The sequence below is a fragment of the Massilia sp. BGA-UO-ETr-WB1 genome, assembly GCF_059567845.1.
This window is the reverse complement of the sequence record NZ_JCAQOT010000013.1, coordinates 289220-312757: the sequence shown is the minus strand read 5'-3', so window position 1 is coordinate 312757 and position 23538 is coordinate 289220. Positions and strand designations below refer to the sequence as shown.

The 23538-nt window shown below is 67.7% G+C and carries 18 protein-coding genes; 7 read left to right on the top strand and 11 right to left on the bottom strand.

Going from position 1 to position 23538, the window contains the following annotated elements; genetic code table 11:
• Positions 1-23 precede the first annotated feature (23 nt).
• Both AC56DV_RS02820 and AC56DV_RS02815 read left to right on the top strand, forming a co-directional pair.
• Positions 24-1220, top strand: coding sequence for a hypothetical protein (locus AC56DV_RS02820; protein WP_496312779.1), 1197 nt, complete (start codon positions 24-26; stop codon positions 1218-1220).
• A 13-nt stretch (positions 1221-1233) separates the two neighbouring features.
• A complete protein-coding gene (locus AC56DV_RS02815) occupies positions 1234-1953 on the top strand; it encodes a hypothetical protein (RefSeq protein WP_496312778.1) in 720 nt (239 codons plus the stop codon).
• A 43-nt stretch (positions 1954-1996) separates the two neighbouring features.
• On the opposite strand, the gene AC56DV_RS02810 is transcribed toward AC56DV_RS02815, so the two are convergent.
• The 6 genes from AC56DV_RS02810 to AC56DV_RS02785 all read right to left on the bottom strand — a co-directional run bounded on the left by AC56DV_RS02810 (position 1997) and on the right by AC56DV_RS02785 (position 9177).
• Positions 1997-3535 (bottom strand): cryptochrome/photolyase family protein, encoded by a 1539-nt coding sequence (locus AC56DV_RS02810; RefSeq protein ID WP_496312777.1) that lies wholly within the window; start codon positions 3533-3535, stop codon positions 1997-1999.
• A gap of 232 nt (positions 3536-3767) precedes the next feature.
• Positions 3768-5135: a hypothetical protein gene (locus tag AC56DV_RS02805; protein ID WP_496312776.1), complete on the bottom strand. Its 1368-nt coding sequence runs from the start codon at positions 5133-5135 to the stop codon at positions 3768-3770.
• Complete coding sequence (locus AC56DV_RS02800; RefSeq protein ID WP_496312775.1) at positions 5132-5962, bottom strand: ABC transporter ATP-binding protein; 831 nt, start codon at positions 5960-5962, stop codon at positions 5132-5134. Before AC56DV_RS02800 ends, AC56DV_RS02805 begins: the two co-directional genes overlap by 4 nt.
• Entirely contained in the window at positions 5955-6350 is a 396-nt protein-coding gene (locus tag AC56DV_RS02795; protein ID WP_496312774.1) for a GntR family transcriptional regulator, read from the bottom strand. Before AC56DV_RS02795 ends, AC56DV_RS02800 begins: the two co-directional genes overlap by 8 nt.
• Positions 6351-6428: 78 nt before the next feature.
• Complete coding sequence (locus AC56DV_RS02790) at positions 6429-6827, bottom strand: DUF6404 family protein (protein ID WP_496312773.1); 399 nt, start codon at positions 6825-6827, stop codon at positions 6429-6431.
• A gap of 109 nt (positions 6828-6936) precedes the next feature.
• Positions 6937-9177 (bottom strand): molybdopterin-dependent oxidoreductase, encoded by a 2241-nt coding sequence (locus AC56DV_RS02785; protein ID WP_496312772.1) that lies wholly within the window; start codon positions 9175-9177, stop codon positions 6937-6939.
• Between the two features lie 112 nt (positions 9178-9289).
• Here AC56DV_RS02785 and AC56DV_RS02780 point away from each other — a divergent pair, with 112 nt between their 5' ends.
• Positions 9290-9592 (top strand): apolipophorin, encoded by a 303-nt coding sequence (locus AC56DV_RS02780; RefSeq protein WP_496312771.1) that lies wholly within the window; start codon positions 9290-9292, stop codon positions 9590-9592.
• 104 nt (positions 9593-9696) lie between these two features.
• Here the strand turns inward: AC56DV_RS02780 and AC56DV_RS02775 are convergent, their stop codons facing one another.
• From AC56DV_RS02775 to AC56DV_RS02760, 4 genes are all read right to left on the bottom strand, one after another.
• Positions 9697-11796: a GGDEF domain-containing protein gene (locus AC56DV_RS02775; protein ID WP_496312770.1), complete on the bottom strand. Its 2100-nt coding sequence runs from the start codon at positions 11794-11796 to the stop codon at positions 9697-9699.
• 272 nt (positions 11797-12068) lie between these two features.
• Positions 12069-13859 carry an ABC transporter ATP-binding protein gene (locus tag AC56DV_RS02770; RefSeq protein ID WP_496312769.1) on the bottom strand — a complete coding sequence of 597 codons (1791 nt, stop codon included), beginning with the start codon at positions 13857-13859 and terminating at the stop codon, positions 12069-12071.
• Complete coding sequence (locus AC56DV_RS02765; RefSeq protein WP_496312768.1) at positions 13849-15621, bottom strand: ABC transporter ATP-binding protein; 1773 nt, start codon at positions 15619-15621, stop codon at positions 13849-13851. The genes AC56DV_RS02770 and AC56DV_RS02765 overlap by 11 nt, the downstream gene beginning before the upstream one ends.
• Positions 15622-15725: 104 nt before the next feature.
• The gene (locus AC56DV_RS02760) at positions 15726-16496 is read right to left on the bottom strand and encodes a phasin family protein (RefSeq protein WP_496312767.1); all 771 of its coding nucleotides are present in this window, start codon (positions 16494-16496) and stop codon (positions 15726-15728) included.
• A 230-nt stretch (positions 16497-16726) separates the two neighbouring features.
• Between AC56DV_RS02760 and AC56DV_RS02755 the strand changes: the two genes are divergently transcribed.
• From AC56DV_RS02755 to AC56DV_RS02740, 4 genes are all read left to right on the top strand, one after another.
• On the top strand, positions 16727-17995 hold the full coding sequence (locus AC56DV_RS02755; RefSeq protein ID WP_496312766.1) for an amidohydrolase family protein: 1269 nt from the start codon (positions 16727-16729) through the stop codon (positions 17993-17995).
• A 73-nt stretch (positions 17996-18068) separates the two neighbouring features.
• Entirely contained in the window at positions 18069-18584 is a 516-nt protein-coding gene (locus AC56DV_RS02750; protein WP_496312765.1) for a GNAT family N-acetyltransferase, read from the top strand.
• Between the two features lie 19 nt (positions 18585-18603).
• Positions 18604-19122 carry a GNAT family N-acetyltransferase gene (locus AC56DV_RS02745; protein WP_496312764.1) on the top strand — a complete coding sequence of 173 codons (519 nt, stop codon included), beginning with the start codon at positions 18604-18606 and terminating at the stop codon, positions 19120-19122.
• Positions 19123-19225: 103 nt separating this feature from the next.
• On the top strand, positions 19226-20848 hold the full coding sequence (locus AC56DV_RS02740) for a methyl-accepting chemotaxis protein (protein WP_496312763.1): 1623 nt from the start codon (positions 19226-19228) through the stop codon (positions 20846-20848).
• Here AC56DV_RS02740 and AC56DV_RS02735 read toward each other — a convergent pair.
• The gene (locus AC56DV_RS02735) at positions 20823-23474 is read right to left on the bottom strand and encodes an alpha-amylase family glycosyl hydrolase (RefSeq protein ID WP_496312762.1); all 2652 of its coding nucleotides are present in this window, start codon (positions 23472-23474) and stop codon (positions 20823-20825) included. The two genes, AC56DV_RS02740 and AC56DV_RS02735, sit on opposite strands and share 26 nt — an antisense overlap.
• Positions 23475-23538 lie beyond the last annotated feature (64 nt).

Below are 23538 nucleotides of genomic sequence, written 5' to 3'. Positions count from 1 at the left end.
CGGCAAATGTCGGCGCGACAAAGGTGGCGCAGGCCCCCGATGCGCGCGAAGCGGCTGCCTCTTATGCCAAGGCGGGGCAGGAGGTTGTTCGCAATCCTGCGCCGGCCGGCGACGCGCCGGTGATGACGCCTGAGCAGATCGCAGCGGCACAGGCACGCCTCAACAAACTGCGCGGCGTGCCGGCTGCAGGTGGTGGCAGCCCGGCCGGAGCAGGCGCTACGGGCAGCGCCGCCGGCGCCGGACATGTACCGCCCGTTGGCGGCGCACGCCCGCAAGCCCGGCCGCCGCTGCGCCAGCCGATCGGCATCGGCACCTGGGTGCTGGTCGCCATGATCCTGGCCGTGATCTGGTATCTTGCCAAGCCCGCCAACAAGGAGGAGCGCATCGCCGAGCGCGTGGAGCAGGCCGAAAAATACACCGCCGAATGCAAGCTGGACGCCGCGCGCGCCGAACTGGCCTCGCTGCGCACCGACAAGGCACCGGCCGCCCAGATCCGGCGCGTGAACGAAGCCATCAACGCTGCCGTCCTTGGCTGCGAAAAGAAACGCCAGCGCGCCAAGGCCTGGGCCGACCTGAAACCGGTGCTGGACAACGCGATGGAGAAAGCGCCCCAGGCCGGCGCGCTGGACACTGCCGACAGCCGCCTGTCCGCCTTCACCAGGAAATGGGGCGCCGACGACGAAACCCGCGACTGGGACCAGCGCATCGACGGCAAGAAAGCGGAGCGCCTGCTCGACGAGGCCGACGCCTGCCTGCAGCGCTCCGACCGCGCCTGCCTGGAAGCCAGGCTGCTGTCCGCCGAGCGCTTCAAGCGCCCCGAGCTGGAAGAGCGCATCCGCGCGCTGCGCGAATCGTTGTCGCGTTTGCTGGAAGCCACGGTGCTGGAACAGAAGGCGCCGCCCGCAGCCAGCCAGCCGCCCGCCATCGCCAACCAGCCGCCGCGCGCCGCCGCCGTTGCCCCGCCGCCGCCCGTCATCAGCACGGTCCCGCAGGCCGCGCAGACGGCCCAGCAGGCGCGCAAGATCCTGGCCGATGCCGAGCGTGAACTAAATCAAGGCAATTACAAAGGCGCCATGGACAAGGCGGAGATTTGTGCGACGATGATAGATGTCGGCAACCGCGAATGCCTGGGCCTGAAACAGCGCGCAGAGCGCTTGAACCGCGAAATGCTGCGCTGTGTCGCCAGCGGCGCAGACTGGATCAACGATCGATGCCAATAAACACGGAGGCGTCATGAAACGCATACTCAGCTTAACCGTTCCCAGCACCCTTATCGCCGCGCTGCTGGCCGGCTGTGCCGCGCCGGACAGCGGTGGCCGCCACGGCCAGCGCAACGACGGCAGGGACGGCGGCGCTAGCAACACCGGCAGCGCCGCGCAGAACGCCGCCACCGGCGCGGCCATCGGCGCCGTGGCAGGCTGCGCGCTGGCCGCCATGGCAGGCAAGAAGTGCGCGCAAGGCGCGGCCATCGGCGCGGCCATGGGAGCCGCCATCGGCTGGACCACCTATTCTGAAAAAGTCGCCAACGCGCAGACCGTCAACAACGAAGCGCGGCGCGAAGGCCTGGCGGTGCCCACCAACGAAATCCGCCTCAAGCAGTACGATGTATTTTCCACCGCCAGCGTGGCGCGCGCCGGCGGCGAGCCGGTGCAGGTGGTCGGCAACATCAAGCTGTACGGCCAGTCGCAGCGCGTGCCGGAAGTGGTGCAGAGCATGACGCTGGTAAAGACCAACGGCGAGAAAGCGTCCGACAAGCCGCAGATCGCCCGCGTGGAGCGCATCGACGGCGCCGGCCACTACCGCGCGGTGGGCGTCTACAAGATCCCGCGCGGCATGGAGCAGGGCCAGTACACCGTGCAAAGCGTGCTGCTGCTGGACGGCCGCGAGGTGGCGCGCCGCACCGCCATGTTCCAGGTGGCGCAAGCCGCCGCCCCCGCGCTGGCGCAGCGCTGACGCCGCCGCAGCAGCCGCCGCAGCCGCCGCAGCAGCGCCGGCGCTACAGCTCGTCCAGCCTGCCGCGCAGCGCATCCGCCTGCGCGCGCAGCGCCTGCACGGCGGCCGGCTCCATCTTGCGCAACTGCGGATACACCATGCCGATGCGCGGATTGCCCGCCAGCGTGGCTTCATTGCGCGCGAAAAAATCCCAGTACAGCGCATTGAACGGGCAGGCCGTTTCTCCGATGCGCGCTTTCCTGTCATAGCGGCAGCCCTTGCAATAGTCGCTCATGCGGTCGATGTAAGCGGCGCTGGAAACGTAAGGCTTGGTGGCTAACAGGCCGCCGTCGGCGAACTGGCTCATGCCCAGCGTGTTGGGCAGCTCCACCCACTCGAACGCGTCGATATACACGCCCAGATACCACTCATGCACCTGCTGCGGATCGAGCCCCGCCAACAGCGCGAAATTCCCGATCACCATCAGCCGGTGGATGTGGTGCGCATGCGCGTGCTGCAGGGAGTCGCCGATGGCGCTGGCCACGCAACGCATGCCGGTGCGGCCGGTCCAGAACCACTGCGGCAGCGGCAGCGCATGCCCGAACACGTTCTGCTGCGCATAGTCGGGCATCCGGCTCCAGTACACGCCGCGCACATACTCGCGCCAGCCCAGAATCTGCCGGATATAGCCTTCGGCCGACGCCAGCGGCACACGGCCCGCGCGCCACGCCCGCTGCACCGCGTCCACCACTTCGCGCGGATTGAGCATCTTGGTGTTGAGCGCAAACGACAGCAGCGAATGAAACAGCCGCGAAGCGTGGCTGCTCATCGCGTCCTGGAATTCGCCGAAGTGCGGCAGCGCATGCGCTACAAAGCCATCCAGCTGCTGCAAGGCTTCCTGCCGGTTCCGCGGCCATCTGAACTGCGCCGCGTGCGGCTCGCCGAAGCTGCGCGGGCCGGACGCCTCGATCTCGCGCCACAGCGCCGAGTGGTCGTGGCATGGGCGGAAGTCTTCAGGCTGCGCCGGCGTGCCGGGCCAGGACTTGCGGTTATCGTGGTCGTAATTCCACTTGCCGCCTTCGGGCTTGCCCGCCGCGTCCATCAGCACGCCGTGCTGGACGCGCATGGCGCGGTAAAAGTGCTCCATCAGCCATTGCTTGCGGCTCTCGAACAGCTGGGCAGCCTCGTCGTGCCGGGTGTAGAAGTGTTCGCTGTCCACCATGCGGCTGGGGATGGGCAGGTTGCGCGCATAACGCGCCAGCTGCTCATCCAGGCGCCACTCGTCCGGCATCTGGTACTCGAATTCGCTGGCGCCGAACTGCTCGATGGCGTGGTCCAGGTTGGAGGGCAGCGACTGGCGGTTGGCGGCGTCGCCGATCTTCAGGTAGTGCACGCGGTGGCCCTGCGCGCGCAGCTGGCGCGCCAGCTCGCGCATGCCGGCGAAGATGGCGATGATCTTTTGCGCGTGGTGCAGCACGTAGTCGGTTTCCTGCCGCACTTCCATCATCACGTAGAGGACGTCGTCGTGCCGATGCCGGAACCAGCTGTGTTCCGGGTTGAGCTGGTCGCCCAGGATCAGGCGCAGGGTGGTGGTGTGGAGCATACCCGGACTCTAGGCCACCCGCCCCGCCGCGTCCAGCCGCCGCCTGCAGTGCAGCGGTTCAAACGCGGGTCGGGAGCGGCGGGCTGCTTCAGGTAGGACAGCATCCTGCGCGCCGCCGGGCTGCGCAGCAAACTCCGCGTTCATCACGAGGGCCTGCACTGCACCAGCGGCACGATCACGATGGAGGGTGTCTTTGGTTTTTTGACAGCGGGCGCTGTCATGTGGATAGGCGTCAAGCGAATACTCCTTGGGGCTGCGCATTGCGCAGCAGTTTTTCGGGCGTCCAGCGGCGGTTGGCAAGCCAGGTGCATGCGGCCGCGCCGGCGGCCAGGAACAGCACGTAGCCGGGGCCGATGGTCCAGCTGAGCGTCTCGTGCCCAACATACAGCGCACCCAGCCCGGCGGCCACGGCGGCGGCCACCAGCACGGCCAGCGCGAGCGGGCGCAGCGTCCGCACCAGCACCGCCGCGCTGGTGATGAACACCAGTTCCAGCGGCAGGATGGCGACATTCAGCACGTTTGCGAGCGCTTCCGCCGGCGCGGCGCCCAGGCCGATCCGCGCCGCCAGGTAGACGGCGGCCACCAGCAGCATGGCGGCCGCCTGGAACGTCAGCGTGGACAGCAGGATGTGCGTGCCGATGCGCTTGCGCTGCAAGCCGCCGGGCAGCAGCAGCCCGCGCCAGTGCAGGTCGCGCACACCCAGCTTACCTGTGGTCATCATGCAGACGAAGAACAGGCCGATGGCGCGCAGCGGCGTGGCCGGGCTGTTCCAGTGCACGGTGAGCAGTTGCAGCAGGATGACGTAGAACAGGATCTCGCCGTTCATCAGCATCGCCACTTTGTGCAATGGACCTGCGGCCTGCGGCGCGTCATCCTCCGCCGGAGCCTGCGGCTGCCATTGCAGCACCGTGTAGCGCTTCATGAAAGCGGCGGCGCGGTTGCTGCGCCGGGCCGCCGGCGCCACGCTGGCATAGGCCGGCAGCTTGCCGCCGTGGCGCCGCCATGCGGCCCAGGCCAGCGCAGGCCATGCCAGCGTGAAGGCCAGCAGCAGCGCGGCGGGCAGCGCGGCGAACCAGGCCAGCGCGGCACCGGCGCCGCTGCCCAGCGCCAGGTACAGGATGGCGCCCAATGCCGCCGGCTTTGCGGCGCGCCGCCAGGCGGGCGGCGCCAGGCCCGCCTGCGCCATGGCGTGCAGCGCGGCAAAGCACAGCAGCAGCGACAGCAGCGCCGGACCCGCCAGCCAGAAGGTGCTGGATGCCGGCATGGCCAGCTGCACGGCGGCGCCGGTGCTGACCGCTGCCCAGTAGCGGGTGACGGTAATCAGCCAGCTGCGCAGCCAGGCGCGCCACAGGGCCGCGGGCGCGCGCTGCGCGCCAAGCACGCGGACCGCGTCGCGCAGCCCCTGCGCATGGTAGTGGGCAACCAGCACCAGGAACACGCAGCCGGCGCCCAGCATGATCTTGATGGCGGTGTCGGCGCCGCCGCCCGGGCTGCCCGATACCGTCAGCAGGCTGACCCAGTACACGCCCAGGCAGGCCAGCATGATCTTGGCGGTGGTCGCAGTCAGCGGCGGCACCACGGCGAGGGGGGCGGTTTTCATGTGTTCAATTCCATGAACAGTTCATCCAGCGCCAGCGCGCGGCCGGCGTCGGCCAGGTGCGGCGCGCGGCGGCTGTCGACCAGCACCTGGCCGCTGGCGCGGCTGCGCCACAGCACCGCGCCGGCGGGCGCTTCGCTGCCTGGCGGCGCCAGGCGGTAGTGCTCCAGCATCGCGTCCCAGCTGTCGTAGGCCTGCAGGCGGCCCTCGCGGATGAAGGCCACGTGCGACACCACGCGTTCCAGGTCGCTCAGGATATGGCTGGAAATCAGGATGGTGCGCTCGCGCTCCGGTTCGCCGCCGCTGAAAATGGCGCGCATGAATTCGCGCCGCGTGAGCGGGTCCAGGCTGGCCACCGGTTCGTCGAACAGCAGCACGTCGGGATCGTGCGCCAGGGCCAGCACCACCGACAGCTTCTGCTGGTCGCCGCCGGACAGCTTGCCCACGCTGGTGGACAGCGGCAGGTCCAGCCTCAGCGCCAGCGCCAGGCAGCGTTCCTCGTTCCAGCGCGGATAGGCGCGGCCGATGGTTTGCAGGTGTTCTTGCACGCTCATCCAGCCGAACAGGTCCGGCGTCTGCGCCACGTAGCCCAGGCGTTCGCGCACCGCGTCGCTCAGGTCCAGCGAAGGACAGCCCAGCAGTTCGCTGTGGCCGGCGTCCGGCGCGGCCAGGCCGGCCAGGCATTGCAGCAGCGTGGACTTGCCGGCGCCGTTGCGGCCCACCAGGCCGACCACGGCGCCGGCCGGGATGTCGAAGGAAATATCGTGCAGCACGTCGAGCTGCTTGCGGCGCAGCGTGAGGCCACTGGCGCGGATGACGGAGTCAGTCATGGTTTTCCTTTACGGGAGAGTCGTGGAGGCACTGTTCAAACAGTTTGAGGGCGTCGGCCGGTGCTATGCCGAGCTGGCGCGCCATTTGCGCGGCCGCCTGCAGCGCCGGCTGCAGCATGGCCGCCTTGTCCTGCTGCGTGGAAGCGGGCTGCGCGTCGGCGATCACCATGCCCAGGCCGCGCCGGCGCGCCAGCAGGCCTTCGGCTTCCAGCAGGCTGTAGGCCTTGCTGACGGTCATGGGATTGATCGCATGGTGCTGCGCCACCGCGCGCACCGACGGCAGCTCGCCGCCCGGCTTGAGCTGTCCGCTGGCCACCAGGCGGCGCACCTGCTCCACGATCTGCCGGTAGATCGGGACGGGGGAGGTGGGGGCGATGTCGAAGTTCATGCGAATTAGTGTATCACTACATTAATACACTGTGCAAAGAAAAAAGCCGATCCGGGTGGATCGGCCTTGGAATCGGGATCAGCGCGGAAGCGGGGCGTAGGGCATGGCGCTGTCCGCCGTTGCCGGATGGGCGTCCAGTTCGTCCCACGAGGGCAGCGCGTGCACGCGCTTGCCGTAGGCGTAGTAGCCGGCCATGAGCAGGCCGTAGGCCAGGCCGGTCAGCGCGGCCACGGTGACGGCGCGCAGCGGCGCATGGTCGCCGCGCCACAGCGTCAGCCACATGCAGCCGCCCCAGACCAGGGCGAACAGTCCGCCGCTGAACAGCGCGTTGTACAGGAAGCTGCAAAAGTGCGGCGGGCGCGCGCCCACCCCCATGCGCCACAGCAGGCGCAGCGCCGGCGGCTCGAAATTGCCGGGTTTCATGGAAGTGCGCCGCAGCAGTTGCAGGGCGGCTTTCCGCTTGTCGAGATTAGTCATGGCTGCCACGGGGATGGGGTGGAGATGTTAAACAGTTTAGCAAGCTTTGTTTCCCGCAAAACTATTCAAATATCACGCTTTTCACTCGTGCTTGCAAGTCACTCCCCGGCTACGCCGGCGCCATTTCGATCGCCACGCCGGACAGCACCGCGTTGCCCGACAGCGGGTCGCGCAGGTTCTCGTCCAGCAGCACGTTCAGGTTGACGCCCGGCCGTTCGGCCGCCACGCCCATCTGCGTGCCGGGCAGGTTGTGGCCCCAGCCGTGCGGCAGGCTGACCACGCCCGGCATCATCTCGCCGCTCACTTCCACCTGCACCACGATCTGGCGCGCGCCGTTGCGCATGGTGGCCTGGCCGCCGTCCACCAGCCGCAGGCGCGCCGCGTCGTCCGGGTGCACCAGCGCCGTGCAGCGGTAGGCGCCCTTGGCCAGCACCGGCAGGTTGTGCATCCAGCTGTTGTTCGAACGCAGCTGGCGGCGGCCGATGATGACCAGCTCCGCCGCCGGCGAGGCCAGGTCGGCCGCCACCCGCGCCAGGTCGTCCAGCAGCATCTGCGGCGCCAGCTCGATCTTGCCGGACGGCGTGCGCAGCGCTTCGGGGATGCGCTGCGTCATCGGGCCCAGGTCGATGCCGGACGGCGCGGCCTGGATCTTGGCCAGCGTCAGCTCGCCCGGCGCGCGGCCGAACTGGTCGCCATACGGGCCGCTGCGCAGGCCCAGGTCCAGCAGGCGCTGCACGCCGCGCTGCGGCGCCAGCATGCCCAGCACCGTGTCGGCCAGCGGGCCGACGGACTTTTCCAGTTCCTCGCGCAGCAGCGCGTCGTCCAGCGCATCGATGTCGGCGCCCGCGCCCAGGCCCTTGACGATGGCCGCGAGGCGCAGCAGGGTTTCCCACTCGTCCGGCTGGCCGCCGCTGCGCGCCAGCACCGGCGGGCTGTAGCGCGCGTGGTTGCGGTGCGAGAACTGGGTGAAGGTCACGTCGTAGTGCGCGTCCTCCAGCGGCGACACGCCGGGCAGGATCACGTCCGCGTGGCGCGAGGTTTCGTTCAGGTAAATGTCCATGCTGAGCATGAATTCCAGCTGCTCCAGCGCGGCCGCCAGGCGCGGGCCGTTGGGCGCCGACAGCACCGGGTTGCCGGCGATGGCGATCAGCGCCTTCACCTGGCCGGGGCCGGGCGTATCGATCTCCTCGGCCAGGCAGGTGATGGGCAGCTCGCCCGCCACCTCCGGCGCGCCCGACACCCGGCTGCGGTAGCGCCCGCTGGTCACGCCGCGCCCGCTGCCCGGCTTGCCGCGCGTGTTCGCGGCGAAGGCGGCCGCTTTCGGGAACATCATGCCGCCTTCCTGGTCCAGGTGGCCGGTGAGGATGTTGACCACGTCGATCAGCCACGAGGCCAGGGTGCCGTACTGCTGGGTGCAGGTGCCGATGCGGCCGTACACCGCCGCGTGCCCGGTGGACGCCAAGGTGCGCGCCAGGTCGCGCATGGTGGACGCGGCGATGCCGCAGCGCGCCGCCACCGCCTCCGGCGCATAGCCGAGCACGGCGGCCTGCAACGCTTCCATGCCCGCCACGTGTTCGGCCAGGCGGCCCAGCTTGACCAGGTTCTCGTCGAACAGCGCGTGCACCAGGCCCAGCAGGAAGAACACGTCGCCGCCGGGGCGGATGAAGTGGTGCTCGTCGGCCACGGCGGCCGTTTCGGTGCGGCGCGGGTCCAGCACCACGATCTTGCCGCCGCGCGCGCGCAGCGCCTTGGCCTTGCCGCGGAAATCGGGCACGGTCCACAGGCTGCCGTTCGACACCATGGGGTTGGCGCCGAGGATCAGCAGGAATTGCGCGCGCTCGATGTCGGGCACCGGCACCGACAGCCAGGAACCGTACATCAGCCCCACCGACAGCATTTTCGGCACCTGGTCGACGCTGGACGCCGAATACATGTTGCGCGTGGACAACGCTTTAGCCAGTTTCGGGAAGTAAAGCATCAAGCTCATTTTGTGCGACACCGGATTGCCCAGTACAGTGGCTACGGCATTGGCGCCGTCGCGTTCGATGATGGGCAGCAGGCGGCGTTCGATTTCGGCATACGCTTCTTCCCAGCTGGCCGGCACGAAGACGCCGTCGCGCTTGATGAGCGGGGTGCGCAGGCGGTCGCCGTCCTCGTGCAGGTCTTTCAGGCCGACCGCCTTGGGGCACAGGAAACCGGCGCTGAACACGTCGGCCTCGTCGCCCCGCACGCGCAGCACGCGGTCTTGCTGGAGTTCCACTTCGAGGCCGCAGCTGGCCTCGCAGAATGGGCAGATGCGGCGGGCGGTGCTGGCGGGCTGTGCGGCTGGCTGCGAGGCTAGCTTATCCATGACGGCTTCCTTTAAAAAAGTGAACGCTCGTGCTATTGTCAGGATTTGTTACATTGATGTCAATCGTGTTTTACTTGCCCAGGTGTATGCTGGGTTCGTTAGGAGAACAATCATGAAACCAAGAAATTTATTTTACGCCGCGTTGGCGGTGGCCATCGTGGTCGCCAGCCTGACCGGATGCCAGAAACAGCCCGAAGCCGGTCCCGCCGAGCAGGCTGGGCGCAAGCTGGACGAAGTGACGCAGAAGGCCGGCGCCGAGCTGACCCAGGCCGCGCGCGAAACCAACGAGCAGCTCAGCGAAGCGGCCAAGAAGACCAGCGAAAAGCTGAACGAAGCCACGGAAGAAGCCGGCCGCAAGATCGAGAAAGCCGGCGAAAAAATCCAGGAATCGGCGCGCGAAGCCCGCGACAAATAAGCGCGCCTCCCCAAGAGTTGCTTTACCCCAAAATGGGGTCAGGGTTAATTATCTGTAGCGCAATTAGTTGCAAAATTAATTAACCCTGACCCCATTTGGGGGTTTTACAACTTGATGGCGGGTTTGAGGGGCACGACGTTGCTGTGCTCGCCCGGCGGCGGGGGCGCTTCGGGGGCGCCGCCCAGCACCACGCTGAGCTCGACGAAGCCGGCGCGCCAGGCCCGTTCCAGGTCTTGCTCGATGGCTTCCATCGAGGTCTGGTGGAAACGGTCGAAGCCGCGCACACCGTAGGCGCGGTTGCGGCCGTGGGCCTTGGCCAGGTAGAGCGCCATGTCCACCAGGTTGACCGCCCGTTCCCACGGCAGCGCCGTCTCCGCCGGCACCAGCGGGAACGGCGCGAAGCCCACCGACACGTTCACGCCGAAGCGGTGGTTCTGGTATTCGATCTGCTGCGAGGAAATGCTCAGCAGGATGCGGCGCGCGATCTCTTCCACGCCGCTGCGCGGTATCGCCGGCAGGAAGGCCAGGAATTCCTCGCCGCCCCAACGCACGATCATGTCGGTCTCGCGCAGCGCTTCGCGCAGGGTGGCGGCGATCATCTTCAGCACCACGTCGCCGGCCGCGTGGCCGTAGGTGTCGTTGACGTGCTTGAAGTGGTCCACGTCCAGCAGGAACAGGGCGCCGACGATGTCTTCGCCGGCCGGGCCGCGCTTGTCCACGTGGTGGTGGGTGCGCATGAATTCCTGGAAGTGGCGCCGGTTGTAGAGCGAGGTCAGCGGGTCGAGCGAGCTTTGCGCCTTCAGTTCCAGGTTCTTCACTTCCAGCTGGGCGTTGGCGTGCCGCACCTTGCGGTACAGCAGGCCGACGATCACGGCGGCCAGCGCGAACACCACGGCCAGCAGCCACCACACGCGCTGCTGCAGGCGCCGGTTGTCCAGCTCGGCGCTCTTGACCTGGTTTTCGCGGCTCAGCAGCTCGATCTGGCGCTGCTTCTTTTCGGTCTCGTATTTTTCCTGCATTTCGTAGACCGCCTTTTGCCGCTCCTGCTCGAACATGGCTTCCGAGATGGCGCGCTCGCGGTGGTAGGCCGACACGGCGCCGCGCAGGTCGCCGGCGCGCTCGAGCGCCTGGCCGTATTCCTTCAGGATCACCTGCAGCTCGGGCTGGTCGCCGGTTTTTTCGTAGTACAGCAGGCCGGCGTCGAAGTGCTTCTTGCCTTCGGCCAGGTGGCCCAGCCCCAGGTGCGCCTGGCCCAGGTTGACCAGCGCCGTGGCGCGCGTGCCGGCGTCGCGCGTTTCGGCCGACGCCGCCAGCGCTTCGGTGGCGTAGCGCTGCGCGCGCGCGAAGTCGTGCTCCTTCAGGTAGCTGTCCGACAGGTTGACCAGGGTGTTGGCGGTGAGCGTCTTGGCGCCCATCTTGCGCGCCACCTCCAGCCCGGCCTGCAGCGCGGCCAGCGCGCGCTTGGGCTGTTGCGAGTCGATCGCCAGGCCGTATTCGGTGCCCTTGGCGGTGGCCAGCCGGCCCGGGGAGTTGAGCTTTTCGGCCACCCGCACCGATTCGTCCAGCACTTCCCAGCCCTTGTCGTATTCCTTCATCTGCGTGTAGAGCAGGGCCAGCGCGTTGAGCGCTTGCGCCAGCGGCACCAGGTCGTCCAGCTGGCGGCCTAGGTCGACCGCGACCTGCAGCTTGCCCAGCGCGGCGGCGAAGTTGCCCTGCTCGGCGTAGGATTGGCCGGAGGTGATGGTGGCCTGCACCCGCAGCGCTAGGTCGTCGGCGCCGTTGGCCAGCTTTTCGGCCTCGAAGGCCAGCTGGTGCGAGGCTTTGCTTTCAGCCATCGAGGACAGCACATAGGCCTTGGTGAGCAGGCCCTTGGCCAGGATGGCCTGGCTGTTCTGGGCGCGGCCGAAGGCGATCAGTTCTTCCGACAGCAGCAGCGCCGTCTCGAGCTGGCCCAGCGAGCGCCAGGCGGAACTGAGCTGGGCCAGGAATTCGGCCTTGGTGGGCGCCGGCGCGGCGCGCGCGGCCGCTTCCATCTTCTGCAGCTGGACCAGGGCCTTGTCGGGCACGTAGCGCACCTGGTCGCGGATCTCGGCGATGCTGGCGTCCATGGCCGACTGGCTCCAGGCCAGCGCGGGCACCAGGACGCAACTGGCCGCCAGCAAGCGTATGCCGCGCGAAATCGACTTATTCCTCAAGCCAGCCAACGTGTTGTCCTTGTATGTGCACCGCAAGATGTCTGGACAATTATATTCTTGTTGCAGGCGAGAAATCAGCGATTTCGGGGAGATATTCTCCAAAATCGCACAGTTATTGCCGTATTTGCAAGGCGCCCGGGCGCGCTGCTGCGCAGATGGAACATGCTCACCGCGCGCGACAGCGCATGGGCTTGTTCCTGCAGGCTTTCGGCGGCCGCCGCCGCTCTGCCATGCCGGCGCCAAAGGAATGTGTCCTTTGGTGCTACCGGCAAACAGACAAGCTACACGGCCAGCTGCTGCAGCAGGTACAGGCGCTGGTACAGGCCGCCCTCGATCTGCATCAGTTCCTCGTGCGCGCCGGCCTCGGCGATGCGGCCGTGGTTCAGCACCACGATGCGGTCGGCGTCGCGGATGGTGGACAGGCGGTGCGCGATGGCGATAATGGTGACGCGCCCGCGCAACTCGTCGAGCGCGGTCTGCACTACCTGCTCGGTCTGGCTGTCGATGCGCGAGGTCGCTTCGTCCAGCAGCAGGATGCGCGGCTTGCCGGCCAGCGCGCGGGCGATGGCGATCAGCTGCTTCTGGCCGCTGGACAGGCGCGAGCCGCCTTCGCCCAGCTCGGTGGCATAGCCGTGTTCCAGCGCGGCGATGAAGCCGTGCGCGTGGGCCGCGCGCGCGGCCGCTTCGATGTCGGCGTCGGACAGGCCGCGTCCCATGTCGATGTTCTCGCGCGCCGAGGCGGCCAGCAGGAAGGGGTCTTGCGGCACCAGGCCCACTTCGGCGCGGAAGCGCTCGTTGGGGATGCCGGCCAGCGCTTCGCCCAGGATGGCGATGCTGCCGTGCTTGACCGGGTAATAGCGCAGCATCAGCGACAGCAGGGTGGATTTGCCGCTGCCGGTGTGGCCGACGATGCCGAAGAAGCCGCCCTGCGGGATGTCGAGCGACAGGTCGTGCAGCACGGTCTGCTCTTCGTTGTAGGCGAAGCTCAGGTGGCGTATCGACACCGCGGGCACGCCGGCCCGCATGCCGGGTTCTGCCTGCGCGCCACCCTGCGCGGCGGCGTGCTCGTCGGCCACCGGCTCGTCCAGCAGCGCCGACACGCGGGCGGTGGCCACCACCGACTGCTGCAGCTGGCTGAACTGCATGGTGATCTGGATCAGCGGTTCGATCACGCGCGCGATGTAGCTGATGAAGGCGTACAGCACGCCCACTTCGGCCGCGCTCATTTCACGCTGGCCGAAGGCGAAGATGACGGCGCCCAGCAGGATCACGTTGAGCATGTCGAGCGCCGGGCGCAGCAGCCAGGCGTTGGCGCGGATCTCGGCCAGGCGCTGGGTGTAGTGCTCGGCGTTGGTCTTGCCGAAGCGCTCGGCGAAGCGCGCCTCCGCGTTGTTGGCCTGCAGCACCGGCATGCCGCCGATGGACTCGGCCATCTGGCCGTTGATCTCGCTGCGCAGCTGGCGCGCGCGGGTCACCGCCGGCGCGCTCCAGCGCTGGTACAGCCAGACGATGGCCAGCACCGCCGGCAGCAGCGCCAGCACGATCAGCATCAGCCGCCAGTCCAGCCAGGCCATGGCGATCATGGTGCCCACCAGTACGATGGTGCTGTCGAGCATGACGAACAGCACCTGCACGTACAGCGTCTTGACGGCCTCGGTGTCGTTGGTCACGCGCGACACCAGCTGGCCGATGATGGCGCGGTCGAAGAAGGCCATCGGCAGGCGCAGCACGTGGCCGTAGACCTGCTCGCGCAGGCGCTGCACCGAGCGCATCGCCAGCCCGGACAGGCGCACCAGCTGCAGGTAGCGCAGGCCGCTGGCGATCCAGCCGGTCAGCAGCACGGCCGCCAGCAGCGTGGCCATGCGCGGCCAGTCCAGGTGGCGCGGCAGCAGGTGCTCGTCGATCAGCGCCTTGCCGGCGATCGGGCCCAGCACTTCGAGGAAGGCGGCGGCGATCAGCCACAGCAGGGCCCAGCCCAGGTGGCGGCGGTCCGGCAGCGCGGCGCGGTGCAGCAGGCCGATGGCCTGTACGGTTTGTTTGCGGGCGGAAGTTTCGTCCGGTTTAGAGAGCATCGAGGCTGGCCTCCAGTTGTTGATAGCGCCACTGGCTGGCGTACCAGCCGTCCTGTTCCAGCAGCTGGTCGTGGGTGCCGGTTTCGCTGATGCGGCCGTCGCGCAGCACGATGATCAGGTCGGCGTTGACCACCGCGCTCAGGCGGTGGCTGGCGATGATGGCGCTGCGCTCGGCGCCGCTTTGGTGGCCGGCGCGGCGCAGTTCCTCCAGGTGTTCGAGGATGCGCGTTTCAGTGCCGGTGTCCACCGCCGACAGGGCGTCGTCCAGCAGCAGCATCGAGTTGTTGGCCAGCAGCGCGCGGGCGATGGCCACGCGCTGGCGCTGGCCGCCGGACAGCGTGATGCCTTTCTCGCCCACTTCGGTTTCGTACCCCTGCGGGAACAGCAGGATGTCGTCGTGGATGGCGGCCAGGCCGGCGGCGTGCTCCACGTCGGCGCGGCTGGCGTGTTCGCGCGCCAGGGCGATGTTGTCGGCGATGGTGGCCGAGAACAGGAAGGACTCCTGCGGCACCCAGCTGATGGCGGCGCGCAGGGCGCGCAAGGTGTACTGGTCCAGCGTGTGCGCGCCCCAGCGCACCGTGCCGTGCTGCGGCGTGAGCTGGCGCAGCAGCACGCGCAGCAGGGTCGACTTGCCGCTGCCGGTGGGGCCGACCAGGCCCAGGGTCTGGCCCGGTTTCAGGCGCAGCGAAATGTCCTTCAGCGCCGGTTCGGCCCCGGCGGCCTGGCCGGGGTAGGCGTAGCTCACCCGGTCCAGCACCAGCTCGCCCGGCGGCAGCTGGGCGATCTTGCCGTGGTCGTCCACCGCCAGCGGCGCGTCCAGCATGGGCTGCAGGCGCGCGTAGGCGGCGCGGCCGCGTTCGATCAGCGACAGCACCCAGCCGGCCGCGAACATCGGCCAGATCAGCTGGCCCAGGTACATGCTGAAGGCGGTCAGCGCGCCGATGGTCAGCTCGCCCTGCCACACCAGGTAGCCGCCCAGGCCCAGGGTCAGGCCGGTGGCGGCGGTCAGGGTCAGGCCGACGGCGGGCTCGTAGGCAGCTTCCCACACTTGCGCGGTCAGGCTGGCCTTGGCGGCGTGGCCGGCCAGTTCGCCGAACTGCTGGCTGCTGCGCTGTTCCAGGCCCAGCGCGCGCAGCGTGCGCACGCCGGACAGGGTTTCCTGCACATGGCCGTTGAGCGCGGAAAAGCGCTTCAGCGAATCGGTGGAGGCGGTGTGGATGTGGCTGGAAATGCGCCAGAACGCCAGCGCCATCAGCGGGAAGGGCAGCAGGGCGATGGTGGCCAGGCGCCAGTCCACGCCCAGCAGCATGATGCCGAGCACCATCACCAAGGTCAGCGTGCCGTCGAAGCCGGCCAGCATGGCCTCGCCGGCCGCCATTTCGATGGCGTCGATGTCGTTGGTGGCCAGCGCCATCAGGTCGCCGGTGCGCTGTTTCTGGTAGAAGGCCGGGCCTTGCAGCGACAGGCGCGCATAGAAGCGCGTGCGCAGCGCCACGCCCAATTGGTAGGCGGCCGCGAACAGGCGCAAGCGCCAGCCCACGCGCAGGAAATAGATGGCCGCGCCGATCAGCAGCAGCTCGCCGATCTGCAGCAGCAGGCCGGTGCCGGACAGGGTGTGCGCGGCCAGGCCGTCTATCATCGCGCCGATGCGGCGCGGGACCAGGATGCTCAGGAAAGCCACGCCGGCCAGCATGGCGGCGGCGGCAAGATAAGCCGGCCAGTGCTGGCGCACAAAGCCGGCGATCAGCCTCGTTAAACTCATTGGAATATCCTTGCAGCGTTAAGCCCGCTAGGATACCTCAGTGAGGTCCGCCCTGCAGGGCGGCGCGTTTTGTTGCGCGGTTCTTGCCGCGCGTTGACTGCGGCTTACTTCTTGCCTGCCTTCAGCGGGATCGATTCGGCGGCGTTCGGCTTGGCGGCGGCAGCCTTGGCTTTGCCCGTTTTTGCGGCAGCCGCGGCAGGCGTCTCTTCCTGCACCGGCGCCACCGCTTCGGCCACGGCGGCGGCCACGGCTTTCGGGGCCGGCGGCGTGACCACGGTGGCCGGCGCTGCCGGTTCGGGCTCGGCTTCAGCCTGGACCTCGACAGGCGCAGCCGCCGGCGCCGGCGGCACGGCAGCGGCCGGCGCCTTGGCTACAGGCGCTGCGGGGGCTGCTGGCGCGGGCACCGGGGCTGCAACCGGGGCGGCGAATGGAAACTCAAACAACTTTGCAAACGGATTCGGGAAGGGGTTGGCAAACGGCGCGCCGGCGGCAGGCGACGGCAGCTTGGCGGCCACGTCGGCGCCGGCGGCGCTGACGTCCTTGATCTGTTCCTTCACCACTTCCAGCAGTCCGGCCTGGGTCTTGCTGGCGATGCTGGCCAGTTCGCGGCCATAGGCCAGGAAGTTGTCCAGATTGGGCGCCTGTACCGGGTTCAGCTTGAAGAACTCGGCCGGATCCCGGGCTTCGAACAGCTGCTTGGCGGCGGCCGACGATTTCTCCACCGAAGCCTTGGTGGCGCTGACATTCAGGGCAATGATCTGCTGCACGCCGTCGAAGGCCGTGGCGGCGTACTCGTTGGCGATGTTGATTTGCTTGTCCAGCTGCGACTTGGCAGTGGCGGTGGCGGCGGAAAATTGTTCGGTGAACGAAAACATGACTTCTCCTGGGAACGTTTATATTGCGCTGCAATAAAATCCATTCTAGCGGCGATTGTTGGCGAAGAAAAGTTATTTTTTTCGCTAGCTCAGCAGCTTGCAAGACGGTATTGACGCACTGCAACACAAACTGCAGCGCGACGATAGTGTTTGCGCCGCGGGCCGGCCTCTGCCTACAATCGGCCATCGCAGCCTTGGGGGACAGCATGGAAGCCACGATGGACGCAGTAATGGATACCGTAGTCAGGAACGCCAGCCTGCCCGACGGCCGGCGCGGCATGGACCTGGCCATCGCGGGCGGCAAGATCGCCGCCGTGGGCGCCGCGCTGCCGGTGCGCGGCGCGCAGGAAATCGACGCCGCCGGCGACCTGGTGTCGCCGCCCTTTGTCGACGCCCACTTCCACATGGACGCCACCCTCAGCTACGGCCTGCCGCGCGTGAACCAGTCCGGCACGCTGCTCGAGGGCATCGCGCTGTGGGGCGAACTGAAGCCGCAACTGACCCAGGAAGCGCTGGTCGAGCGCGCCATGCGCTATTGCGACTGGGCCGTGGCGCGCGGCCTGCTGGCCATCCGCACCCACGTGGACGTGTGCGACGACCGCCTGCTGGCGGTGGAGGCGCTGCTGGAGGTGAAGCGCCGCGTGGCGCCCTACCTGGACATGCAGCTGGTGGCCTTCCCGCAGGACGGCCTGCTGCGCAGCCCCAGCGCGCTGGCCAACCTGAAGCGCGCCATCGGCATGGGCGTGGACGTGGTGGGCGGCATCCCGCACTTCGAGCGCACCATGGCGGACGGCGCCGAGTCGGTGCGCATCCTGTGCGAATTCGCGGCGCAGCAGGGCTTGCGCGTGGACATGCATTGCGACGAATCGGACGACCCGCTGTCGCGCCACATCGAAACGCTGGCCTGGCACAGCCACCGCCTCGGCCTGCACGGCCGCGTGGCCGGTTCGCACCTGACCTCCATGCATTCGATGGACAACTATTACGTGAGCAAGCTGCTGCCGCTGATGCAGGAAGCGGGCGTGGCGGCCATCGCCAATCCGCTCATCAACATCACGCTGCAGGGCCGCCACGACAGCTACCCCAAGCGGCGCGGCATGACCCGCGTGCCGGAACTGATGGCGGCCGGCGTCGACGTCGCCTTCGGCCACGACTGCGTGATGGACCCGTGGTACAGCCTGGGCTCGGGCGACATGCTGGAAGTGGCGCACATGGGCTTGCACGTGGCGCAGATGACCGGCCAGGACGCCATGCGCGCCTGCTACGCGGCCGTCACCGAAACGCCGGCCCGGATACTGGGCCTGGACGGCTACGGCCTGGCGCCGGGCTGCCACGCCGACCTGGTGCTGCTGGACGCGGCCAGCCCGGTGGAGGCGATCCGCCTGCGCGCGGCGCGCCGGCTGGTGATGCGGCGCGGAAAAATCGTCAGCGAATCGCCGCGCGCGGTGGCCAGGCTGAACCTGCCGGGCCGCCCGGAACAGGCCGATTTTCGCCTGTAATTGCTGTTGCGTGATTGCGCCGCCAGCGAAAATACATGACAATCATGCATCAAAATAGTGAGCTGGGGGCGTTTTGAAAGAGATAGACATCCGTCCGATTGCGGAAGCCGATTTCGATGCCGTATGGAGCATCTTCAAGGAAATCCTCGCTTCCGGCGAACAGTACCCGTTCGACGACGCCAGCCGCGAGGCCTGCCGCGCCTACTGGTACGGCCCCGGCGCGAAAACCTGGGTGGCCGTGCTGAACGGCGGGCGCCTGCTCGGCATGTACCGCCTGGTGACCAACCAGGCCGACCGCGGGTCGCACGTGGCCAGCGCGTCCTACATGGTGAGTCCGGCTGCGCAAGGCGTGGGCGTGGGCAAGCTGCTGGGCCGGCACAGCCTGGAGCAGGCGCGGCAGGACGGCTTCCTGGCCATGCAGTTCAACTACGTGGTGAGCACCAACGTGGCCGCGGTGGTGCTGTGGAAGCAGCTCGGCTTCGCCATCGTCGGCACCCTGCCCAAGGCCTACCGCCACCAGAAACTCGGCTATGTGGACGTGTACGTGATGTACCGCCTGCTGGACGACCCGAACAACTGGCCGCTGTAGGCCGCGCTGCACTGACCTCATGCTGATCATTGAAACCGAACGCCTGCAACTGCGCACCGTCAGCCCCGACGATGCCCCTTTCTATCTCGAACTGGTGAACGAACCCTCGTGGATACGCTTTATCGGCGACCGCGGCATCCGCACGCTGGAAGCGGCGCGCACCGCCATCCTGGACGGCCCGGTGGCCATGTATGAACGCCTGGGCTATTCGCTGTACCTGGTGCAGCGCCGCAGCGATGGCGTGCCCATGGGCATGTGCGGCCTGATCAAGCGCGATGTGTTGCCGGATACCGACATCGGCTACGCCATTTCGCCGCGCTACTGGGGCCACGGCTACGCCTACGAGGCCGCTGCCGCCGTGGTGGCGCATGCGCGCGGCGCGCTGGGCCTGCCGCGCCTGATGGCCATCACCTCGCCCGACAACGACGCCTCCATCCAGCTGCTGGGCAAGCTGGGCATGCAGTTCGTCCGCCGCACCCAGCTGGAAGGCTGGAACGAGGACAGCAACGTCTACCGGCTGGAGTTCCGCGCCGCGTAACTTTTCATCCGCTATTTCTTCTTGGCTTTTTCCCTGCGGAAGCACATGATGTAATCAGGTGGCGCAGACCATCGGATTGCATTATTTCCAAGGGGGAATCATCATGAAGTTCTCGGATCTCAAGATCGGAGTGCGGCTGGGTCTGCTCAGCAGCTTCTTCTTCGGTGCGCTGCTGGTGGTCGGCTATGTCGGCTGGGACGCGCTCAATTTCATCAAGGAACGCAACGCCGAGGGCATGCAGCGCAGCGTCACGCTGACGGAAGCGGTGGACACGGCCCGCAGCTCGCAGGTGGAATTCAAGATCCAGGTGCAGGAGTGGAAGAACATTCTGCTGCGCGGCAATGATCCCGAGAATCTCAAGCGCTACTCCGCCGCCTTCGTCAAAACCGGCCAGCAAGTGCAGAGCGAGCTGCGCAAGCTGGACGGCGTGCTGGGCAAGCTGCAGCTGTCCACGCCGCTGGTGGCCGAGGCCATCAAGATGCACGAGGAATTGGGCGTGAACTACCTGGCTGCGCTCAAGCAATACGACCCCGCCAACCCGGACAGCGCCAAGCTGGTGGACGGCCTGGTCAAAGGCATGGACCGCGCGCCCACCAGGAAGATAGACGACATTGTCGTGTTCATCGGCGAACAGTCGCGCCGGCTGGCGGCGGAAATGGAAGTGGACAACCAGGCCGCCCACCGCAGCGCCAGCATCTCGCTGCTGGTGATGCTGCTGGCCACGCTGGCGCTGGGCAGCGTGCTGGTGACGTGGCTGATACGCGGCATCACGCGGCCGCTGAAGCAGGCCATCGGCATCGCCAAGACGGTGGCGGCGGGCGATTTGCGCAGCGGGATGGACGGGGCGGAAGTGACGCGCCAAGACGAGGTTGGCGAGCTGCTGGCCGCGCTCAAGCAGATGAGCGGCAACCTGGCCACCATCGTCGGCCGCGTGCGCGCCGGCACCGACACCATCGCCACTGCCAGCGCCGAGATCGCCACCGGCAACCTGGACCTGTCCTCGCGCACCGAGCAGCAAGCCAGTTCGCTGGAGGAGACTGCCTCGTCCATGGTCGAGCTGACCAGCACGGTGCGCCAGAACAACGAGAACGCCGGGCAAGCCCGCGAGCTGGCCCACACCGCTTCCGAGGTGGCGGTGCGCGGCGGCGCCACGGTGTCCGAGGTGGTGGCGACCATGGGGGCGATCAACGAATCGTCGCGCAAGATCGTCGATATTATCGGCGTGATCGACGGCATCGCTTTTCAGACCAACATCCTGGCGCTGAACGCGGCGGTGGAAGCGGCGCGCGCCGGCGAGCAGGGGCGCGGTTTCGCCGTGGTGGCCAGCGAAGTGCGCAACCTGGCGCAGCGCTCGGCGGCGGCGGCCAGGGAGATCAAGGAACTGATCGGCACCTCGGTGGCGCGGGTGGAAGCGGGCAGCCGGCTGGTGGGGCAGGCGGGCGTGACGATGTCCGAAGTGGTGGCCAGCGTGGAGCGGGTGAACGCCATCATCGGCGAGATCGCCCTGGCCAGCGGCGAGCAGCGCGACGGCATCGAGCAGATCAGCATGGCCATCAGCCAGATGGACAGCGTGACGCAGCAGAACGCGGCGCTGGTCGAGGAAGCCGCCGCAGCGGCGGACTCGCTGCAGCAGCAGGCGCAAAGCCTCACCGAAGCCGTCAGCATCTTCAAGCTGCAAGACGGCCAGGGCGTGCTGCAGCTTACCGCGGGGGGAAGAACCAGGTGAGGGGTTTGTCGACGCGCGCGGCCCAGGATTTTTCGTTGTGGATGCCGCCGGCCGCCTCGTGGTAGTACAGGTTTTCGCCTTCGCGCCAGCCTTGCGCCAGCATCACGGCGCGCATCAGGGCGGTGTCTTCCAGGCCGTCGTTGATGGTGCCGGCGTCGAGGTAGTACTTGACCGGCGCCACCGGCAGCTTGCCGATCAGGTTGCGCTGGTTCCACCAGAACGAACTGGACACGCCGCCGGCTTTGGAAAATACGTCCGGCCTGTGTTGCGCGATCAGCACCGAGGCGATACCGCCCAGCGATGATCCCATGATGGCGGTGTCTTCCTTGCCGGGCTTGGTGCGCAGCGTGCGGTCCACATAGGGCTTGACCGTGTCGGCCAGGAAGCTTTCGTAGGCGGCCAGCTTGCCGCCGCCGTATTTTGCGTCGCAGCAGGGCGTGTATTCGTCCATGCGGTCCTTGGTGTTGTCGATGCCGACCACGATGATCTCGGCCATCTTGCCTTCGGCGACCAGCTTGTCCACCGTTTCGTCGATGCCCCATTCGGCGCCGTAGGCGGCCGTCCTGGCGTCGAACAGGTTCTGGCCGTCGTGCATGTAGAGCACGGGATAGCGTCGCTCGGGATGCGTGGCGTAGCTGGCAGGCAGGTAGATGCGCAGCGAGCGGGTGTTGCCCAATTGCGGCGAGGCGAAATTCTCGACGATGCGCAGTTCGCCGCGCGGCACCGCTGCGGCGGCTTGGGCGGGGGCGCCGGCCGGTTCAAGCTCCAGCACCAGCGCGGTGCGTGCCGGCAGCGTCACTTCGCCGCTCAGCGCGTAACGCTTGCCGCTGATGACGTCCGTGCCGCCCGGCACGCCGGACAGCATTTCGTGGAAGCGCGCCGTCTGCAGGGTGACCGGCTTGGCGTTGCGGTTCAGCGCCACCATCACCTTCTTCTGGCCGTCGTAGCGGAAGTAGACGTAAGTGTCCTGCTCGGGGCCGTAGTGCATCAGCTGGCCGTTGTGGATCACGCCGGCGCCCTTGCGCCAGTTCAGCAGCTTCTTCATGAACGCCTGCGCGCTGCGCTGCTGCTCGGTCAGCCCGGCGCCGGTGAAGGCGTTCACCTGGTCGCCGGCCCAGCCGCCGGGGAAGTCGTGGCGGTAGGAGGCGTCGTCGCGCGCGCCGGTGCTGCTGGGCATCTGGATTTCGGTGCCGTAGTACAGCTGCGGGATGCGCGGCATGGTGAGCACGTAGGCGATGGCCATGCGGAACAGCGCGTCGTCGCCCTTCAGCTCGCTGAACAGGCGCGACATGTCGTGGTTGCCTTCGAACAGCACCAGCTTGTTCGGCATGGGGTAGAGGTGGTCCTGCGACAGCGTCTCGTACAGGTTGGTCAGGTTGGGCTCGCCTTCGCCCTTGCCGACCAGCGCCTTGCGCAGCATGTCGTTGAGCGGGAAGTCCATCATGCTGGGCATGTAGGAGGCGTAGCCGTCGTGGTTGCGCTTGCCGTACTGCCAGCGCGCCACCACCGGCACCTGGCTGCTCCATTCCTCGCCCACCAGGTTCAGGTTGGGATACTCGGTCATGACGGCGCGCGACCAGTTGCTGAGGAAGGCCGCGTCCGAATAGCCGTAGGTGTCCACCCGCAGGCCGGACAGGCCGGCGTACTCGATCCACCAGATGTTGTTCTGGATCAGGTAGGTGGCCACGTAGGGATTGGCCTGGTTCATGTCCGGCATGTTGGGCGAGAACCAGCCTTGCGTGAAGTTGCGCTTGTCTTCGGCCGCGCCGTACGGGTCGGCCACGGCCACCCGGTGGTGCTGAGTGGGCACGTACTTGCCGCCGTAGGTGATCCAGTCCGGCATCGGCATGTCCTGCATCCACCAGTGCTTGCCGCCGATGTGGTTCAGCACCACGTCCTGGATCACGCCGATGCCTTGCGCGCGCGCCTTGGCGCTGAAGCGGCGGTAGTCTTCGTTGCTGCCGTAGCGCGGGTCCACCTTGTAGTGGTCGGTGGCGGAGTAGCCGTGGTAGGAGTAGGCCGGCATGTCGTTTTCCACCAGCGGCGTGGGCCAGACCATGGTGTAGCCCATGGCGGCGATGTAGCCGAGCGCGTTTTCCATGCCTTGCAGGTCGCCGCCGTGGCGGCCGCCGCCCTTGCTGCGGTCGGCTTTCTCGGCCAGGCGCGGGCTGTTGTCGTTGGCCGGGTTGCCGTTGGCGAAGCGGTCGGGCATCACCTGGTAGATGGCGTCCTTGCCCGAGAAGCCCTGGCGCTCGGCCGAGCCGGGCTCGCGCGCGAGCAGCTGGTAGCTGTAGCTCACGCCCGGCCCAGCCTTGCCAGCCTTCGCGAAGCGGATCGCGAACTTGCCGGCCTTTGCGCTGTCGTCCAGCGCGAGGTCGATGAACAGGTAGTTGCGGTTGGCCACGCGCGCCACTTTCCGGATGCGCACGCCGGGATAGCTGATGCTCGGTTCCAGGTCGGCGATCTGCTTGCCGTGCACCATCAGCTGCAAGGATTTGCTGCGCATGCCCACCCACCAGTTCGGCGGCTCCATATGGTCGATGCGATAATCTTTGGCCGCCTCGTCTTTGGCCGTGGCGGTCAGGGCGCCGGCGGCCAGCAGGGCAGCGGCGATCAGGCGTTTCATGGGCGTCTCCGTTTTATTATTGCGTAGTATGGCTACACGCAGTGCGTCTTGATGGGCTATTTAC

What these genes read in the sequence shown, in the direction of transcription:
- AC56DV_RS02815 (WP_496312778.1), top strand. Translation starts at nt 1,234, where the DNA reads ATGAAACGCATACTCAGCTTAACCGTTCCCAGCACCCTTATCGCCGCG.
- AC56DV_RS02810 (WP_496312777.1), bottom strand. Translation starts at nt 3,535, where the DNA reads ATGCTCCACACCACCACCCTGCGCCTGATCCTGGGCGACCAGCTCAAC.
- AC56DV_RS02805 (WP_496312776.1), bottom strand. Translation starts at nt 5,135, where the DNA reads ATGAAAACCGCCCCCCTCGCCGTGGTGCCGCCGCTGACTGCGACCACC.
- AC56DV_RS02800 (WP_496312775.1), bottom strand. Translation starts at nt 5,962, where the DNA reads ATGACTGACTCCGTCATCCGCGCCAGTGGCCTCACGCTGCGCCGCAAG.
- AC56DV_RS02795 (WP_496312774.1), bottom strand. Translation starts at nt 6,350, where the DNA reads ATGAACTTCGACATCGCCCCCACCTCCCCCGTCCCGATCTACCGGCAG.
- AC56DV_RS02790 (WP_496312773.1), bottom strand. Translation starts at nt 6,827, where the DNA reads ATGACTAATCTCGACAAGCGGAAAGCCGCCCTGCAACTGCTGCGGCGC.
- AC56DV_RS02785 (WP_496312772.1), bottom strand. Translation starts at nt 9,177, where the DNA reads ATGGATAAGCTAGCCTCGCAGCCAGCCGCACAGCCCGCCAGCACCGCC.
- AC56DV_RS02780 (WP_496312771.1), top strand. Translation starts at nt 9,290, where the DNA reads ATGAAACCAAGAAATTTATTTTACGCCGCGTTGGCGGTGGCCATCGTG.
- AC56DV_RS02770 (WP_496312769.1), bottom strand. Translation starts at nt 13,859, where the DNA reads ATGCTCTCTAAACCGGACGAAACTTCCGCCCGCAAACAAACCGTACAG.
- AC56DV_RS02765 (WP_496312768.1), bottom strand. Translation starts at nt 15,621, where the DNA reads ATGAGTTTAACGAGGCTGATCGCCGGCTTTGTGCGCCAGCACTGGCCG.
- AC56DV_RS02760 (WP_496312767.1), bottom strand. Translation starts at nt 16,496, where the DNA reads ATGTTTTCGTTCACCGAACAATTTTCCGCCGCCACCGCCACTGCCAAG.
- AC56DV_RS02755 (WP_496312766.1), top strand. Translation starts at nt 16,727, where the DNA reads ATGGATACCGTAGTCAGGAACGCCAGCCTGCCCGACGGCCGGCGCGGC.
- AC56DV_RS02745 (WP_496312764.1), top strand. Translation starts at nt 18,604, where the DNA reads ATGCTGATCATTGAAACCGAACGCCTGCAACTGCGCACCGTCAGCCCC.
- AC56DV_RS02740 (WP_496312763.1), top strand. Translation starts at nt 19,226, where the DNA reads ATGAAGTTCTCGGATCTCAAGATCGGAGTGCGGCTGGGTCTGCTCAGC.
- AC56DV_RS02735 (WP_496312762.1), bottom strand. Translation starts at nt 23,474, where the DNA reads ATGAAACGCCTGATCGCCGCTGCCCTGCTGGCCGCCGGCGCCCTGACC.